The organism is Pseudomonas lyxosi (assembly GCF_047758685.1).
Taxonomy (GTDB): domain Bacteria; phylum Pseudomonadota; class Gammaproteobacteria; order Pseudomonadales; family Pseudomonadaceae; genus Aquipseudomonas; species Aquipseudomonas lyxosi.
In genome coordinates, this window is the sequence record NZ_CP180481.1 from 3,296,026 (window position 1) to 3,312,279 (window position 16,254).

Genomic DNA, 16,254 nt, shown 5'->3' on the forward strand with positions numbered 1-16,254 from the left:
ATTAATTGACGTCAACTAATGGGCGGCATAATACCACTTAAGATACCGTTGGTCGCGTTTGGTATATAGGTCTGCCGAGTCAGGAAATAAGCGTTTATGGACAGCAGTTCCATAATGGAAAAAGTTCGCTGGCAAGAATGGTTTATTTGTTTCGAGTTGTCGTAAGCAGGTATGGAATATTCAATTGCGACATGAGCCCGCTAAAGTTAGAGAGGCAATCATCGCAATAAAAATTCGCAGCACGGCATAGGGCCCGATAATTCAGGCTTGCCGACCTGCAAAGGAAACGAGTGTGAACGGTTTGGAATTAGCGGGGGGCTGAAACTGACTTTGTCCGACCTGAAAGGCGAAGGCTTCGATCAGGGATGTCTGTTCGCTGTCATCAAGGCTGAGTTGGCCGGTTTTCTGATCGATAAGCTCGAGTTGCCAGGCGATCAACGTCAGGCAGTCTTTCAGCGCACTCAGGGCCTGGTCGTGTAAATCCATGTGATTCTGGGCATGGCTCAGCAAACCATGAATGTGCAACGAAAATTCCGAAACGGCTGCCAGAGCGAGGGCATCAGCCTTGTTGGCCAGTTTGAGCAGGGTGCTCAGCATGCAGTCGATGGCATCCTTGTCATTGCTGATCAGTTGCAAATGACTCAGGCATTCCTCGGTTTTAACCAGGAGTGTCTCAGCTTCGACGAGAAATTCCGGGAGCCGTTGAGTCCACTCTTTACGATCGTTCGGCATGCTTATCTCCACAACGTCATGTCAAATGCGGGAATGTCGTGTGTGTCGACGGGGACAATCAGAGTCCCCGCATTGCCATGCTGTCGTGAGATCGCGCGCCGGCCTGTCTGGCTGCAGGCTGGGGAACCCGATAGGGTGGATGGCCACTTACCTGCGATCGCACACAAAAGCCTGACTCCGTTCATGCAATGAGAATGGCGTCACATTAATGGCTATTGGATATTGCGAATATCAGGTTGGGCCTGATTGCTACTAGGGGAATCCCTTACACGGGGGAACCAACCGAACGAAACGAGGTCTCGCGGCAGGCAATGATGCAGATGAAATCACGTGGCCAGTAAAGCATGATGTTAATGTGACATCAATGTTTGGTCGTGGCATTTTACACGGGGGTCAAGGTCCAGCGAAAACAGCCGATAACCCCCTTTAGTGAATTCATCAGAACAAGCCCAGGAGTCATTGATGGCCGGCATTCTCGACACGGTAGACCAACGCACGCAACTGGTGGGTGAGAATCGCCTGGAAATTCTCATGTTCCGGCTGGCCGGACGTCAATTGTTCGCGATCAACGTGTTCAAAGTGCAGGAAGTGCTGCAATTGCCGAAGCTGACTTTGATGCCTCAGCGTCATCCGTTTGTCTGCGGCGTGGTTAATCTGCGTGGTCAGACCCTGCCGGTGATCGACCTGTCCCAGGCCATCGGTATGCGTCCGCTGGTGCCGAGCCCGACCAGTACGATCATCGTTACCGAGTACAACCGTTCGGTGCAGGCGTTCCTGGTCGGTGGTGTGGACCGTATCGTCAACATGAACTGGGAAGCCATTCTGCCGCCACCGGCCAGCGCCGGTCGTCAGCATTACTTGACTGCTATCAGCAAGGTCGACGATCAGTTGGTGGAAATCATCGACGTCGAAAAAGTCCTCGCGGAAATCGTCCCGTACAACGCCAAGGTATCGCGCGACAAACTCGACGATCCGGTACTGGAACGTGCCCGTGGCCGTGAAGTGCTGCTGGTGGACGACTCGAACGTGGCGCTGTCGCAATTGCGCGACACCCTGGGTCAGTTGGGCGTGAAGATGCACATCGCCAGCGATGGCTTGAAGGCACTGAACATGCTCAAGGCCTGGGCCGATACCGGTGTGAACATGACCGACAAACTGCTGATGGTCTTTACCGACGCAGAAATGCCGGAAATGGACGGCTATCGCCTGACCACGGAAATCCACAACGACCCACGTCTGCGAGGCCTCTACGTGGTTCTGCATACCTCGTTGTCCGGCAGCTTCAACGACTCGATGGTGAAGAAGGTCGGCTGTGACAACTTTCTCTCCAAATTCCAGCCGGACAAACTCGTCGATGTGGTGCGCCAGCGCTTGATGCTCGATGAAGTGCCTGCCTGACCACAACACGGTCCCACAGTTTTTGGCCTTTGATTCGGCGATCAAGCTCGTATAGGGTGGCGTTTTTGCCCACCAGGGAGCTGGCCATGTTGCGTCTGAGCGCGCTTTATCGTTATCCATTGAAATCCGGCAAGGGCGAGATCCTGCAGCAGGTCAGCCTCGACAAGCTGGGCCTGGACGGTGATCGACGCTGGATGCTGGTAGACGAGGCCAGCGGGCGCTTTCTGACCCAACGTGCGGTGGCGCAGATGAGTCAGCTGTCGGCGTTGTGGAATGCCGACGGTGGCTTGACCCTCAGTTCGCCGGGCCGCTCACCGATCGATATCGCCTTGCCTGCCAGCGACGCGGAACTGCGTGGCGTGACCATCTGGCGCGATACGTTGCGTGTGCCGGATGCCGGTGACGAGGCGGGTGCCTGGGTCAGTGAATTCATCGGCAAACCGACTCGCCTGGTGCAAGTCCCTCTTGAACGCGCACGGACCACCCAGGCCGGCTATGGCAAGGATGACGATCAGGTGGCCTTCGCCGATGGCTTCCCGCTGTTGCTGATCGGACAGGCATCCCTGGAGGACTTGTCGCAAAAAGTCGGCCGCCCGCTGGAAATGCTGCGTTTTCGGCCCAATCTGGTGATCGAGGGCAGCGAGGCGTATGCCGAAGATGGCTGGAAGCGTATCCGCATTGGCGATGTCGAGTTCCGCGTGGTCAAGTCGTGTTCACGTTGCATTCTGACCACCATCGACCCGCAAACCGGCGAACGCAGCGAAGATCGTGAACCTCTGGCCACGTTGCAGAAATACCGTACCGAGGCCGATGGTGCGATGTTCGGACAGAACCTGGTCAACGACAGCAATGGCCAACTTGAAGTCGGTATGCCGGTGACAGTCCTGGAATAAGACAATCTGAACGACTGTCCTTGAATAAAAAATGCCCGTGTCCTTGGACACGGGCATTTTTTTTTCGCTGTGAAAACCCGGGGGTTTAGCCGCGGTATTCGCACAGGTAAGCGGTGTCGACGGCCACTTTCAGCTGGAACTTGCTGTTGGCGGGCACGTTGAACTGGCTGCCGGCGGCGAAGGTTTCCCAGTCGTTGCTGTCCGGCAGTTTGACGGTCAGGGCGCCGGACACCACGTGCATGATTTCACGCTGGCTGGTGCCGAATTCGTATTCGCCCGGTGCCATGACGCCAATGGTCGCAGGACCTTCAGCGGTGCCAAAGGCGATCGACTTGACGGTGCCGTCGAAGTACTCGTTGACTTTAAACATGGGCGATTCCTCGAAAAGGGCTGAAAAGGGCCGGCCAGTATGCACAAGGCCCATGCCGGCGTCACCTCTCTAAAGTGGAAGAACCAGTGGCAATAATCGCGCGGTATTGCGCGCATCTTCCAGCGCCCGATGCTGTTGGCCACTGAACTGCATGCCCGCCAGTTGCAGCGCGCCGTTGAGCCCCAGCGGGCGTTCCAGCCGGCGAGCCTTGGCAAAGCGCTGTTTGAGGTTCATGTGCGGTACCCGGCTCAGGGCGCTGTCGAGTTGCAGGCGCTCCCACTCCTGAACCAATTGTTTGCGATCGTAATCACCCCAGCTGACCCAGCCTTCGAGGCGCGAGTGATGCAGGCCGAGCCAGTGCTCGAACGACGCCCAGACCTCACTCAGAGGCTGCGCGGCGTCGATGTTGGCCTGGGTGATGCGGGTCAGTTGCCGGCAAAACGGCGTCAGCAAGGGCCGACGCAGCGGCCGCACGAAACGCTGGAACGAGTCCAGTTCTCGCCCTTTGCGATCCACCAGGGTGGCGCCGATTTCGATGATTTCCATTTCCGTTACTGGCCAACCGCCCTCATCGGTGGTGGCTTCTAGATCAATGACCAGCCAGTGAGGCATCGCAGGGTTCCTGGTATCCGCGTCCTGATAGGGCTTGAGCGTAGCCAAACCCGGCGGATCCGCCTAGCGGCTTATTCGACCTCCAACAAAATCTGACGATTTTTCACCTGGTCACCGACCCTGACCTGCAAGCGTTTGAGCACGCCGTCGATGCCCGACTTGAGCGGATGCTCCATTTTCATGGCCTCCAGCACCACCAACAACTGGCCTTTACTGACCGGGCTGCCCTCAGTTACCAGCACGTCGACGATCGCCCCGTCCATCGGGGCCTTGAGGGTGCCGGTGCTGACGCTGGACTGACTGCTGACCAACGCCTGGGTCCGATCCACCAGCCGCACACTGCCGGGACGGGTGTACAGCCAGAGTTGCCCGGCCTCGAGACGGTAGGCGTGACGTTGGCGGATGCCGTCTATTTCCAAGGTGGCCCAGCGCCTATCGCACTGGATGATCGCTAATTCAAGGTTTTGCTCAACGACTTGAATCCGGTAGGGCGCGCCAGGCACAGCGTTCAATTGCACCGGCCAATCTTGCTCACCCAGACCGATGCGATAGTTCAACGGCACGCTGGCGTTATTGCGCCAACCGGCCAGTGGCGCGTGATGAACCTGCGCCGAGGCCTGATAGAACAGCGCAGCAGCGATGGCCAGTTCTTCGGCGCTCGGCACATGCGCATGCAGGCAGGGATGCTCGGCGAAGTGTGCCGGGATGAACCCGGTGCTGAACTCGCCACTGATGAACTGCGGGTGTTCAAGCAGGCTGGCGAGCAAGCGCTGATTGCTCTGCACGCCGAGCAGTACGCTGTCCTGCACCGCCCGCAGCAACTTACGCCGGGCTTCTTCGCGGGTGGCGCCGTGGGTGATGATCTTGCCCAGCATCGGGTCATAAAACGGGCTTATTGTCTGGCCTTCGATCAGGCCATGATCTATCCGCACACCGCCCTGCAACGCAGGCTCCCAGGCGGTGATGCGACCGGTTTGTGGGAGAAAACCCTGTGTCGGATCTTCGGCGTATAAACGGACTTCCATGGCATGGCCGCTGAGCTGCACCTGCTCCTGGCGCAACGGCAGAGGCAGTCCTTCGGCGACGTGCAACTGCCAGGCCACCAGATCGAGGCCGGTGATCAACTCGGTCACCGGGTGCTCCACTTGGAGTCGGGTGTTCATCTCCAGAAAGTAAAACTGCCCACGCGCATCCAGCAGGAACTCGACGGTGCCAGCGCCGACGTAATTCACGGCGCGACCCGCCTTGAGCGCCGCTTCACCCATGGCCTGACGCAACTCGGCGTTCATCACCGGGCAGGGCGCTTCTTCGATGACTTTTTGATGGCGACGCTGGATCGAACAGTCGCGCTCGCCAAGGTAGATCAGGTTGCCGTGCTGGTCGCCGAACAGTTGAACTTCGACGTGACGCGGGTCGATCAGCGCTTGCTCGAGAATCAGTTCGTCGCTGCCAAACCCATGCAGCGCTTCGGAGCGGGCGGTGCGCAGTTGTTCGAGCAAATCATTGGCCTCGTGCACCAGGCGCATGCCACGCCCGCCACCGCCGGCACTGGCCTTGATCATCAGCGGATAGCCGATGCGTGCGGCTTCGCGGCTCAGGGTTGCATCGTCCTGTTCTTCGCCCTGATAACCCTTGATGCACGGCACACCGGCATCGAGCATGGCGAGTTTCGACAGGCGTTTGCTGCCCATCAGTTCGATGGCTTCGGGGCTGGGGCCGATGAAGGTGATGCCGGCATCCTGGCAGGCGCGGGCGAACCCGGCGTTTTCCGAGAGGAAGCCGTAGCCCGGATGGATCGCGTCAGCGCCGGTGCGCCGGGCGGCGTCGAGAATGGCCGGAATATTCAGATAGGACTGCTGCACCGGGGCCGGGCCGACGTTCACGGCTTCGTCGGCCATCTGCACATGCAGCGCATCGGCGTCGGCATCGCTGAAGATTGCGACCGTGCGATAGCCCAGGGCCTGTGCGGTGCGCTGGATGCGGCAGGCGATTTCACCGCGGTTGGCGATCAGGATTTTGCTGAATCCGGGCATGGGGGTTTCCCTTTTGTTTTGCGGTGGATGTGATGGCCTCTTCGCGAGCAAGCCCGCTCCCACATTTGAAATGCATTCCCCTGTGGGAGCGGGCTTGCTCGCGAAGCTTTTAAGAGGCCCACCCCGGTTTACGCTTTTGTACGAAGGCCATGGTCCCCTCAATACCTTCAGCCCCGGTCACCGCCTCGCTGAACCACTCGGCCGCTTCATCCAGCAACGCATTCGATGGCTGCCCGGCACTTGCCAGCAACAGCTTTTTGGTCGTCGCATTCGCTTCCGGCGCGCAGCACAACACATGGGCCAGAATTTCATCGAGACGCTCGGCCAACGCTTGCGCGTCATGCTCGACAAAATGCACCAATCCCATGCGCCGTGCGTGTGTGCCATCGAAACGTGCCGCGGTCAGCGCCAGTCGGCGAGTCTGAGTCAGGCCGATGCGCTGCACCACGAACGGCGCGATTTGCGCTGGCAGCAGACCGAGGCTGGTTTCCGGCAGACCGAACTGCGCATTGTGATCGGCCAAGGCGACGTCGCTGACGCAAGCCAAACCAAAACCACCGCCGAGCACCGCGCCTTGCAGCACCGTGATCACCACTTGCGGCGCGTGTTGCACCTCTTGCAGCAGCGCACCGAACGCGCGATTCAAGTCGCGATAGGCGCTCGGGCCTTGAGCGCGTGCGTTGGCCATGTCCTTGATGTCGCCACCCGCGCAAAAATGCCCGCCGGCACCACCGATCACCAGCGCGCGAATGGCTCGGTCGTCACGCACCGCCGCCAGCACCGCGCGCAGCTCAGCGACCATCTGCAAGCTCATGGCGTTGCGGCTTTCGGGGCGGTTGAGGGTGATGTGCAGGACACCGTTATGCGATTCGAGCAGCAAGGTCTGGCAAACCGGCAGGGTGCTCATTTCTTTTTCCCCGGCAGGATGCCCATGAGTTTGCAGATGATCCCCAGCATGATCTCGTCGGCACCGCCGCCGATCGACACCAGCCGCACGTCACGGTAAGCGCGGGCCACCGGGTTATCCCACATGAAGCCCATGCCGCCCCAATATTGCAGGCAGCTGTCGCTGACCTCGCGGCCCAGACGCCCGGCCTTGAGTTTGGCCATCGACGCCAGACGGGTGACGTCCTGGCCTTTGATGTACTGCTCGGTGGCCTGATAGACCAGTGCCCGCAGGCATTCGATTTCGGTTTGCAATTCGGCCAGACGGAAGTGGATGACCTGATTGTCGATCAGCGCACTGCCGAAGGTTTTACGCTCCTTGCAGTACTCGATGGTGCTGTCGACGCAGTACTCCAGGCCCTTGATCATGTTCGCCGCACCGAACAGCCGTTCCTCCTGGAACTGCAGCATCTGCATCATGAACCCCGCGCCTTCATGGCCGATGCGGTTGCGTTGCGGCACGCGCACGTTGTCGAAAAACACCTGGGCGGTTTCCGAACTGCGCATACCGAGCTTGTCCAGGTGCGAGCTGAGGCTGATGCCCGGCGTGTTCATCGGCACCATGATCAGCGACTTGTTGATGTGCGGTTTGTCGTCCGAGGTGTTGGCCAGCAGACAGATGAAATCGGCGCTCGGCGAGTTGGTGATCCACATCTTGCTGCCGTTGATCACGTAGTCGTCGCCGTCCTTGCGGGCGGTGGTTTTCAAACCGGCCACGTCGGAACCGGCGCCGACTTCGGAAACACCGATGCAGCCGACCTGCTCGCCAGTGATGGCGGGACGGAGAAATTCTTCACGCAATTCATCGGAGCCGAAACGCGCCAACGCCGGGGTGCACATGTCGGTCTGCACGCCGATGGACATCGGAATGCCGCCGCAGTGGATGGTGCCGAACTCTTCAGCCGCGACGATCGAATAGCTGTAATCGAGCCCCATGCCGCCAAACTTTTCCGGTTTTGAAATCCCCAGCAGGCCGAGGTCCCCGGCCTTGCGGAAGATCTCGTGGATAGGAAAGCGCCCGGCCTTTTCCCATTCCTCGACATGAGGATTGATCTCGTGATCGACGAATTGGCGGACGGTGCGGCGCAGTGCTTCGTGTTCCTGGGTGAAGATCATTTTTATTGTTCTCCTTATCGTCCTTAGACGCGGGCTACACCAAAACTGTTGGATTGCAGCGGCCGCACTTCAGCCTCATGACAGATATCCAGCAAGTACCCGAGCAAGGTCCGGGTATCCCGAGGATCAATCAACCCGTCGTCCCACAAACTGGCGCTGCCATAGAGTGCGGTGGACTGACTGTCGAGTTTCTGCGCGGTGACCTGTTCCAGCATGTCGAGCGTTTTCGGGTCGGGCACCAGACCGTCCTTGGCCTGTTTGGCCTCGGTGACGATCCGCAGCACTTTGCCGGCCTGGGCGCCGCCCATCACCGCCGTGCGGCTGTTGGGCCAGGCGAAAATGAAGCGTGGGTCGAGGCCGCGGCCGCACATCGCGTAGTTGCCGGCGCCGTAGGAGCCACCGACGACGATGGTCAGTTTAGGCACGCGGGCATTGGCCACTGCTTGAATCATTTTCGCGCCGTGTTTGATCACGCCTTGCTGCTCTGACTCGGTGCCGACCATGAACCCGGTGGTGTTGTGAAAAAACAGCAGTGGCGTCTGGCTCTGGTCGCAGAGCTGAATGAACTGCGCCGCCTTGCTCGCACCCTTGGGCGTGATCGGTCCATTGTTGCCAATGAACCCACAGGCGCGGCCCTGAATCTGCAGATGACCGCAGACGGTTTGCTGATCGAACTCGCCCTTGAATTCGAGAAAGTTCGAGCCGTCGGCAATCCGCGCGATGATTTCGCGTACGTCATAGGGTTTTTTCGGGTCATCGGGAATCAGCCCGAGCAATTCTTCGATGGGGTAGAGCGGTTCTTCCCACCGACGTTCGGGTACCCAGGGCAACTGATCATTCCACGGCAAAAGGCTGACAATCTCGCGCACCTGGCGCACGCCATCGGCATCGTTCTCGGCCAGGTATTCCGCGGTGCCGGCGATTTGCGCATGCATCTCGGCGCCGCCCAGTGCTTCATCGGTGGCGACTTCGCCGGTGGCCGCCTTGAGCAGCGGCGGGCCGGCCAGAAACAGCTTGGCCTTGCCACGCACCACCACCACGTAATCCGACAACCCTGGCTGATAGGCGCCGCCCGCCGTGGCCGAGCCATGGACCACGGTGATTTGCGGCAGGCCCATGGCCGACATCCGCGCCTGATTGGCAAAGCTGCGGGCACCTTCGACGAAAATCTCCGCCGCGTAATTGAGGTTGGCGCCACCGCTTTCGGCCAGGGTAATGATCGGCAGTTTGTTCTCCATGGCGATCTGTTGCAGGCGCAGGGATTTTTTCAAACCGCTGGGGGAAATGGTCCCGCCCTTGATCGCACTGTTGTTCGCCACCACCAGCACCCGCACGCCGGACACGTAGCCGATTCCGGCGATCAAACCGCCGCCTGCCGAGCTGCCGTCCTTGTCGTCATGCAGTTTGTAGCCGGCCAGACTGGCCAGTTCGAGGAACGGGGCGCCGGGGTCCAGCAGCAGATTGAGGCGTTCGCGGGGCAACAATTGGCCGCGCTTGTCGAACCTGGGCTTGGCCTCGGCCGCCTTGTTCAGCAGGTTCTGTTCGAGCTGGCGGACCTGTTCGATGCCGACCAGCATCGCCGCGCGATTGCGGGCGAACTGTTCGCTGAACGGGTCCACTTGCGACTGAATCACCGGCATGACTTATTCCTTATCCTTGAGCACGTCCGGCAAGTAGGCACGGTGAAAACCGTTATACGACTCGCTGATCTGCGCCTTGTGTATCGGCCAGGCGCGCCCGCCCAGGCTGGCGGCGCCGTCGATGCGCAAGGTGCTGCCACTGATAAACGCTGCGGCCGGGCTGAGCAGGAAAACGATCGCCGCGCTGACTTCCGATTCGGTGCCGATGCGTTTCAGTGGAACGTGCTCGCGCAGCGTCGGGATCACCGCTTTGAACGCGCCTTCGTAGGTGTCCATGCCACTGGACGCGATCCAGCCCGGCGCCACGGCGTTGACCCGCACTCCGGCATAACCCCATTCGAACGCGGCGGTCTTGGTGAGGTTGTCCATGCCTGAACGCGCCGCGCCCGAGTGGCCCATGCCGGGCATGCCGCCCCACATGTCGGCGAGCATATTGACGATGGCGCCACCGTGCGTGCTCATGGACTGGTTGAACACTTCCCGGGCCATCAGGAAGCCGCCCATCAGGTTGGTGCGCAACACCGTATCGAAGCCTTTTTGATTGATCGACGCCAGCGGCGACGGGTACTGCCCGCCGGCATTATTGACCAGACCGTGAATCGGTCCGTACTTGCGGATCAACTCGCTGACCACATGCTTGACCGCTTCTTCCTCACGAATATCGCAGACCATCCAGTCAGCCTTGCCGCCATCTTCGGTAATCTCGGCCACGACGTTTTTCAGCTTGTCGGCCTTGCGCCCGAGCAGCAGCACATGGGCGCCGAGGGCCGCCAGTTCGTGAGCGGTGCAACGACCGATGCCGCTGCCGCCACCGGTGACGATGATGTTTTGGCCTGCAAACAAATCGGCTTTGAAAATCGAATCGTAAGCCATGGCGACAGTCCTCTAGTTGACCTGGTCGGCGATGCGCTGAGGCACCGGTATCTGGATTTCCAGCAGTTGCTGGGCGAAGGCTTTGCCTTGCGGATCGATCCGCAGGCTGGCCACGCCACCGCCTCCCAGGGCGTTTTCCAGCAGAAAATTAAGGCTGTGGGTGCCCGGCAGGTACCAGCGTTCGACACGGCCGTGGATCGGGTCGAGGACATGACTCATCCAGTCGACGATCACTTCCGGCGTCAAGGCTTCGGCAATCCACGGCAGGTACTCCGGCTCGCGGGCCATGACGCCGATGTTGCTGTGATTGCCCTTGTCACCGGAGCGCGCCACGGCGAGTTTGACCAGGGCCACGCTGGCATCGGCCCGGTCTGAGGGTTTCGGTGGGGCGCACGCCACGGGCAAGTCGGCGGTGTCGAGCACATCAACGGCGGGCAGGGTGCAGGGGTGGCGCTGGCCCTTGAGATCAATTTCCAGCGTGCAGGCGGTTTTGTCGATAAGGAACGAGAACAGCCGGATCAGCGGATACACCGTCGGCCGTCCCCCGACAATCCCGGTCAGTCCCGGCGCCATGCCGGTGGCGGCCTGGGCGATCTCACGGGAGAACACAATCAACGCCTGTTTGCCCGGATGGCGCACCGCGAGTTTGATCACCACTTCGCGGCTGTCCTGACGCTGACCGTGGGGGCCGTAAGTGGCCTCGCTGCCGAGCAGCTCGATGTTCACTTCGCTGTAGGGTGGCCAACCGCGCTGGCTGAAGATTTCCGATGTCTTGTTGATGATGGCTTCGCTGACTCGACGCGCCTTGTCGACCGCATCGATCCCGGCGATCAGGCAACTGGCGGTGCAGCGGAAACCGTCCGGGTACGTCGCGCTGACCTTGTACTGATCGGTCGGCGGCAAGCCTTTTGCGCCGTGCACCTGAACCGCATTTTTGCCTTGTTGCACAAGTTTGACTTCAGTGAAATCGCAGACCACGTCCGGCAGCAGATACGCCTGCGGGTTACCGATTTCATACAGCATCTGCTCGCCGACCGTCAGGGGTGTGACCAGTCCGCCGGAGCCTTCGGGTTTGCTGACGATGAACTGGCTGTCGGCGCTGACTTCGACGATGGGGAAGCCGATGTGTTCGTAGTCGGGCACCTCGCGCCAATCGGTGAAGTTGCCGCCGGTGCATTGGGCACCGCATTCGATGATGTGCCCGGCCAATGCGGCCTGGGCGAGGTTGTCGTAGTCGTGCCACGACCAGCCGAACTCATGCACCAGCGCGGCGCTGACCACGGCGCTGTCGACCACGCGGCCGGTGATGACGATGTCGGCGCCCAGACGCAGGGCTTCGACGATGCCCGGTGCGCCGAGGTAGGCGTTGGTCGAGACGCACATCGGCGGCAAGGGCACGCCGCTGAACATTTCATGGATACCGCTGCTGCTCAGCTGTTTGAGCTGCGGCTGCAGGTCATCGCCCAGCAGCACGGCGATTTTCAGCGTTACCCCGGCCTTGTCGCAGGCCGCTTGCAGGGCGGCGGCGCAAGCTTGCGGGTTGACCCCGCCGGCGTTGCTGATGACGCGGATTTTCTGTTCGGCGAGTTGACCGAGCAGTGGGCTGAGGACTTCGATGAAGTCGCTGGCGTATCCGGCCTGGGGATCTTTCATCCGCGCGCCGGCCATGATCGACATCGTGATTTCGGCCAGATAATCGAAGACCAGATAGTCCAGGCGCCCACCTTCCACCAGTTGCGCGGCGGCGGTCGAGGTGTCGCCCCAGAAGGCGCTGGCGCAACCGATGCGGATTGTTTTTGGCACAGTCAACTCCATAACCACCCCCGACAGAAGTACATCGAGACTACCAAGCAAGCGCTTGGTTTGTAAACGGCTGAAATATCTTCTTCCCGAGCGCTTGCTTGGTTGCCCTCGCCAGCTTAAATTGCCCGCGCAACCCCGCAGTTTTAGCGGCGAGCGGCGTATTTGATTGATCGACTGTAGGAGAGAACGGGTGGACGAGCAAAAAGCCCTGAGGGTGATGCGCGAATTGGTCGACAGCGGCCAATTGACCGACCCGGACAGCGCCCGCGGCAAACTGCTGCAAGTGGCGGCTCACCTGTTCCGCAACAAAGGTTACGAACGCACCACCGTGCGCGATCTGGCCGGCGCCGTGGGGATTCAGTCAGGCAGCATTTTTCATCACTTCAAAAGCAAGGACGAGATCCTGCGGGCGGTGATGGAGGAAACCATTCGCTACAACACCGCGTTGATGCGTGCAGCCCTGGCAGAAGCCGGCAGTGTGCGCGAGCGGGTACTGGCGCTGATTCGTTGTGAGTTGCAGTCGATCATGGGCGGTAGCGGCGAGGCCATGGCGGTGTTGGTGTATGAATGGCGCTCGCTGTCCGCAGACGGGCAGGCGCAGGTGCTGGCGCTGCGTGATATTTATGAAGAACTCTGGCTGCAAGTGTTGGGTGAAGCCAAGGATGCCGGTTTTATCCGCGGCGATGTGTTCATTACACGTCGTTTCCTGACCGGGGCGTTGTCCTGGACTACCACCTGGTTTCGCGCCGGCGGCAGCATGAGCCTCGATCAATTGGCCGATGAGGCGTTGATTCTGGTGCTGGAAGAGAAACAATAGCTTTCCAAGTCAAAAGGAAACTGGCTAAGTAGCCGAAACCGCCTAGCTTGAATGCATTGAAGCGTATTTTTTTGGGGAGTGGATTGTTTTGATGTCTTCGCCAATTCGGACGGCTTCGCGGCTTTTGCTGGCGACGCTTGCGGTGTTATGCGTGGTTCCATCCCAGGCCGCACAGCAGGTGCGGGTCGGTGCCGCACATTTTCCCCCTTATACCGTGCGCCCGGAATCCGGTGCCGACACCGGTTTGCTGCCGCAGCTGGTCGAGGCGCTCAATGCCTTGCAGAGCGACTATCAGTTTGTATTGGTTCCCACTTCCATTCCCCGGCGTTTCGGTGACTTCAAGCAAGCCCGGGTGGATATGGCGATTTTCGAGAACCCGGACTGGGGCTGGAAGGACATCCCGCACACCACTGTCGACATGGGGCTGGAAGACGCCGAGATTTTTGTCGCACAACGCCAGCCCGATGGCCAGCCGGTTCGTCAGCAGAGTTATTTTGCCGACCTCGCCGGCAAGCGCCTGGCGCTGTTCAGCGGCTATCACTACGAATTCGCCAACTTCAATGCCGATCCAAAATTCCTCGCGCAAAACTACAACGCCACGCTGACGTATTCCCATGACAGTAACCTGCTGATGGTGCTGCGCGGGCGTGCCGACGTTGCCCTGGTGACACGCTCGTACCTAAGCGATTACCTGCTGCGCAACGAGAAAGTCGCCGATCAGCTGCTGGTGTCCCAGCGTATCGATCAGGTTTATCACCACTACGCCATCCTCAGTCCGGCCGCGCCCATCAGTGGTGAGGCGTTCGGCAAGTTGCTGCAAGGGTTGCGGGACAATGGCCAGATGCTGAAGATTTTCGATCCCTACAAGATCGCCGTGGTGCCGGTCCCGGGTAGCTGAGATCGCGCGACAGGTCGCGTATTTGCCGACTTCTCTTAAATTTCCCGCACTGGCTCACGTCACCTCGTTGAACTGTCGACGATTAACGTGAGCCCGACCCATGTCCAATCTGAATCACCTGACTGCCCTGGCCTTGCCGACAGGAAGCCGTCTTGTAGCTGATGAAACCGAAAGCCGCCTGTGCCTCAGCCTTGAAGGGCAGCCGCTGATTCGGTTGCGCCTGACTCGCGAGCCCGCGCTGCAAGTGCAAGTAGAAGAGCGCTTCGACCACGCCGACAATCAGGCCGTCTGGGCGGCCTGTTATTGGCTGTTTGCCCGTGACCCGGCCTGCCAGCGCCTGACCTGGCATCTCGATGAAGCCCCCACCGAAGCATTGCTCAGCGGGTTGCTGATCCCTACCGAAGTCGTCGGCCTGTATCGCTGCGAGCGCACGTTGTTCTGGCAGTTGCCTCAGCCTTGGCTTGGCGTGTCACAGACATCGAGCTATCCGCAGCAAATGGTCATCAGTGGCGGCAAGCGTCATCCGCTGCGGCCGGTGAAACCGCGGGGTGAAGTCTATCGGCGTTTTGATGCGTGCCTCGGTGCCTGGGTTTCCCTGCGCACAGTGGACATCGACCTGGACCTGGCGCGTTTCAATCGTTGGCAGAACAGCCCGCGCGTGGCGAGTTTCTGGCAGGAGGAGGGCAGCCTCGAGCAGCATCACGAGTACCTGAGCAAACTTGAAGCCGATCCCCACACCCTGACGCTGATCGGTTGTTTCGATGACCAGCCGTTCGCCTACTTTGAAGCGTATTGGGCCAAGGAGGATCGCATCGCGCCGTTCTATGACGCCGGCGATTACGACCGCGGTATTCACATGCTGGTGGGTGAAGAAAATCACCGTGGCCCGCATAAGGTGGCGAGCTGGTTATCGGCGTTGACCCATTACCTGTTTCTCGACGATCCCCGCACTCAGCGAGTGGTTGCCGAGCCTCGCGCCGACAACGCGAAGATGATCGGGCATATGCAGAACCAGGGCTTCCACTGCGAGAAAGCGTTCGACTTCCCGCACAAGCGCGCGGCGCTGATGGTGTTGGGGCGTGAGCGGTTTTTTGATCGGTGTGCGTTGGCTTGATGCGTAAGACTCAAGATCTGCTTCGATCTTGAGTGCCCCATCGCGAGCAAGCTCGCTCCCACATTAGATCTTCTGTGAACACACTTTTTGTGAATGCCAGTGATCAAGTGTGGGAGCGAGCTTGCTCGCGATTGGGGGCGACGCAGATTTCAGATCTTAGCGACGGGCAAAGGTATCCACACGACTGCCCGACACCTTGCGGCAGTGCACCAGCGCATCGCGAATCATGAAGTTCACCAGGGTCGGCGAGACGCCAAGCTCCTTGGCGATGTCCTTTTGCGGCACGCCGTGCAGGCGGTACATCTCGAAGGCGTAGCGGGTGCGGCTGGGCAGCTCGGTCAGCGCGTCGGCGATGTGTTCCAGCGTCGAGAAGTTGATGTGCGAGGTTTCCGGCGAAGCACCTTGAATCACCACGTTCAGGCCTTCCTCTTCAGGGCCCGAGTACTTTTGCTCCAGCGCCTGTTTGCGGTAGTGATCGATCGCCAGGTTGCGCACGATCTGGAACAGGTAGCTGAGCTGAGCCTTGAACGAGGACGTGATCTGCGGCGCGGATTGCAGCCTGAAAAACGCATCCTGCACTACGTCTTCAGCACGCGACCGGCAACCGGTAATGCGGGCTGCAATCTTGACCAGAATCAGTCGATTGTCGACGAATGCCTGAAGTAGCGGTGAATCGCACCTGCTTGTGGACACTTGTTCCGTCATGGAAATCACCTTGCTGCCAATAGGTTCGTGGGACGGCAAGCGGGGGCTGGCCGTCCAACACATCGAGCGACAAATTATTCTTAATGATAATGATTGTCAAATGAGAAAGAGAACTAATGCTCCGCAAAGGTGCAGAGTGAGAACTGCGACACGCTGCCGCACCGCAGTCCCATTGGCGATCAGGCCTTCCGACTAATTATTTCAAGAGGTCAACCGTTCTCATTGGTGAATGGTTCCGGCTAGCGGCTGCGGCCAAAACAGTATTCCCAAGCCTTGCGCGGTCGGCGAAGACCGCGCCCTGCACG

General features: G+C 59.8%; 15 protein-coding genes. 5 read left to right on the forward strand and 10 right to left on the reverse strand.

Annotated features, from left to right (window positions below):
• Window positions 1–261 precede the first annotated feature (261 nt).
• On the reverse strand, window positions 262–732 hold the full coding sequence (locus ACMXYI_RS15210) for a hypothetical protein (RefSeq protein ID WP_415773794.1): 471 nt from the start codon (window positions 730–732) through the stop codon (window positions 262–264).
• A 462-nt stretch (window positions 733–1,194) separates the two neighbouring features.
• Between ACMXYI_RS15210 and ACMXYI_RS15215 the strand changes: the two genes are divergently transcribed.
• Both ACMXYI_RS15215 and ACMXYI_RS15220 read left to right on the forward strand, forming a co-directional pair.
• On the forward strand, window positions 1,195–2,130 hold the full coding sequence (locus ACMXYI_RS15215; RefSeq protein ID WP_415773795.1) for a chemotaxis protein CheV: 936 nt from the start codon (window positions 1,195–1,197) through the stop codon (window positions 2,128–2,130).
• 86 nt (window positions 2,131–2,216) lie between these two features.
• Window positions 2,217–3,023, forward strand: a complete 807-nt coding sequence (locus ACMXYI_RS15220; RefSeq protein WP_415773796.1) for an MOSC domain-containing protein — start codon at window positions 2,217–2,219, stop codon at window positions 3,021–3,023.
• 85 nt (window positions 3,024–3,108) lie between these two features.
• Here the strand turns inward: ACMXYI_RS15220 and ACMXYI_RS15225 are convergent, their stop codons facing one another.
• The 8 genes from ACMXYI_RS15225 to ACMXYI_RS15260 all read right to left on the reverse strand — a co-directional run bounded on the left by ACMXYI_RS15225 (window position 3,109) and on the right by ACMXYI_RS15260 (window position 12,415).
• Window positions 3,109–3,393, reverse strand: a complete 285-nt coding sequence (locus ACMXYI_RS15225) for a pyrimidine/purine nucleoside phosphorylase (RefSeq protein ID WP_007973461.1) — start codon at window positions 3,391–3,393, stop codon at window positions 3,109–3,111.
• A gap of 69 nt (window positions 3,394–3,462) precedes the next feature.
• Window positions 3,463–4,005, reverse strand: a complete 543-nt coding sequence (locus ACMXYI_RS15230; RefSeq protein WP_415773797.1) for an exonuclease domain-containing protein — start codon at window positions 4,003–4,005, stop codon at window positions 3,463–3,465.
• Between the two features lie 71 nt (window positions 4,006–4,076).
• Window positions 4,077–6,038: an acetyl-CoA carboxylase biotin carboxylase subunit gene (locus ACMXYI_RS15235; protein WP_415773798.1), complete on the reverse strand. Its 1,962-nt coding sequence runs from the start codon at window positions 6,036–6,038 to the stop codon at window positions 4,077–4,079.
• Between the two features lie 109 nt (window positions 6,039–6,147).
• Window positions 6,148–6,945: an enoyl-CoA hydratase/isomerase family protein gene (locus tag ACMXYI_RS15240; RefSeq protein WP_415773800.1), complete on the reverse strand. Its 798-nt coding sequence runs from the start codon at window positions 6,943–6,945 to the stop codon at window positions 6,148–6,150.
• Window positions 6,942–8,099: a citronellyl-CoA dehydrogenase gene (gene atuD, locus ACMXYI_RS15245; RefSeq protein WP_415773801.1), complete on the reverse strand. Its 1,158-nt coding sequence runs from the start codon at window positions 8,097–8,099 to the stop codon at window positions 6,942–6,944. The genes ACMXYI_RS15240 and atuD overlap by 4 nt, the downstream gene beginning before the upstream one ends.
• A gap of 23 nt (window positions 8,100–8,122) precedes the next feature.
• Window positions 8,123–9,739, reverse strand: coding sequence for a geranyl-CoA carboxylase subunit beta (atuC, locus tag ACMXYI_RS15250; protein ID WP_415773802.1), 1,617 nt, complete (start codon window positions 9,737–9,739; stop codon window positions 8,123–8,125).
• Window positions 9,740–9,742: 3 nt separating this feature from the next.
• Complete coding sequence (locus ACMXYI_RS15255; protein WP_415773803.1) at window positions 9,743–10,612, reverse strand: SDR family oxidoreductase; 870 nt, start codon at window positions 10,610–10,612, stop codon at window positions 9,743–9,745.
• A 12-nt stretch (window positions 10,613–10,624) separates the two neighbouring features.
• Entirely contained in the window at window positions 10,625–12,415 is a 1,791-nt protein-coding gene (locus ACMXYI_RS15260; RefSeq protein ID WP_415773804.1) for an acyclic terpene utilization AtuA family protein, read from the reverse strand.
• A 190-nt stretch (window positions 12,416–12,605) separates the two neighbouring features.
• Here ACMXYI_RS15260 and ACMXYI_RS15265 point away from each other — a divergent pair, with 190 nt between their 5' ends.
• The 3 genes from ACMXYI_RS15265 to ACMXYI_RS15275 all read left to right on the forward strand — a co-directional run bounded on the left by ACMXYI_RS15265 (window position 12,606) and on the right by ACMXYI_RS15275 (window position 15,244).
• Window positions 12,606–13,232 (forward strand): TetR/AcrR family transcriptional regulator, encoded by a 627-nt coding sequence (locus ACMXYI_RS15265; RefSeq protein WP_415773805.1) that lies wholly within the window; start codon window positions 12,606–12,608, stop codon window positions 13,230–13,232.
• A gap of 91 nt (window positions 13,233–13,323) precedes the next feature.
• Complete coding sequence (locus ACMXYI_RS15270; protein ID WP_415773806.1) at window positions 13,324–14,130, forward strand: substrate-binding periplasmic protein; 807 nt, start codon at window positions 13,324–13,326, stop codon at window positions 14,128–14,130.
• 100 nt (window positions 14,131–14,230) lie between these two features.
• A complete protein-coding gene (locus tag ACMXYI_RS15275; RefSeq protein WP_415773807.1) occupies window positions 14,231–15,244 on the forward strand; it encodes a GNAT family N-acetyltransferase in 1,014 nt (337 codons plus the stop codon).
• A 156-nt stretch (window positions 15,245–15,400) separates the two neighbouring features.
• On the opposite strand, the gene ACMXYI_RS15280 is transcribed toward ACMXYI_RS15275, so the two are convergent.
• Window positions 15,401–15,949, reverse strand: a complete 549-nt coding sequence (locus tag ACMXYI_RS15280; RefSeq protein WP_008145913.1) for an RNA polymerase factor sigma-70 — start codon at window positions 15,947–15,949, stop codon at window positions 15,401–15,403.
• Window positions 15,950–16,254: the final 305 nt, after the last annotated feature.

Excerpts from the sequence above, each read along its gene's own strand:
- ACMXYI_RS15225 (WP_007973461.1), bottom strand. The coding sequence starts at position 3,393 with ATGTTTAAAGTCAACGAGTACTTCGACGGCACCGTCAAGTCGATCGCC.
- ACMXYI_RS15240 (WP_415773800.1), bottom strand. The coding sequence starts at position 6,945 with ATGAGCACCCTGCCGGTTTGCCAGACCTTGCTGCTCGAATCGCATAAC.
- ACMXYI_RS15280 (WP_008145913.1), bottom strand. The coding sequence starts at position 15,949 with ATGACGGAACAAGTGTCCACAAGCAGGTGCGATTCACCGCTACTTCAG.
- atuD (WP_415773801.1), bottom strand. The coding sequence starts at position 8,099 with ATGATCTTCACCCAGGAACACGAAGCACTGCGCCGCACCGTCCGCCAA.
- atuC (WP_415773802.1), bottom strand. The coding sequence starts at position 9,739 with ATGCCGGTGATTCAGTCGCAAGTGGACCCGTTCAGCGAACAGTTCGCC.
- ACMXYI_RS15275 (WP_415773807.1), top strand. The coding sequence starts at position 14,231 with ATGTCCAATCTGAATCACCTGACTGCCCTGGCCTTGCCGACAGGAAGC.
- ACMXYI_RS15230 (WP_415773797.1), bottom strand. The coding sequence starts at position 4,005 with ATGCCTCACTGGCTGGTCATTGATCTAGAAGCCACCACCGATGAGGGC.
- ACMXYI_RS15215 (WP_415773795.1), top strand. The coding sequence starts at position 1,195 with ATGGCCGGCATTCTCGACACGGTAGACCAACGCACGCAACTGGTGGGT.
- ACMXYI_RS15255 (WP_415773803.1), bottom strand. The coding sequence starts at position 10,612 with ATGGCTTACGATTCGATTTTCAAAGCCGATTTGTTTGCAGGCCAAAAC.
- ACMXYI_RS15210 (WP_415773794.1), bottom strand. The coding sequence starts at position 732 with ATGCCGAACGATCGTAAAGAGTGGACTCAACGGCTCCCGGAATTTCTC.
- ACMXYI_RS15220 (WP_415773796.1), top strand. The coding sequence starts at position 2,217 with ATGTTGCGTCTGAGCGCGCTTTATCGTTATCCATTGAAATCCGGCAAG.
- ACMXYI_RS15235 (WP_415773798.1), bottom strand. The coding sequence starts at position 6,038 with ATGCCCGGATTCAGCAAAATCCTGATCGCCAACCGCGGTGAAATCGCC.
- ACMXYI_RS15270 (WP_415773806.1), top strand. The coding sequence starts at position 13,324 with ATGTCTTCGCCAATTCGGACGGCTTCGCGGCTTTTGCTGGCGACGCTT.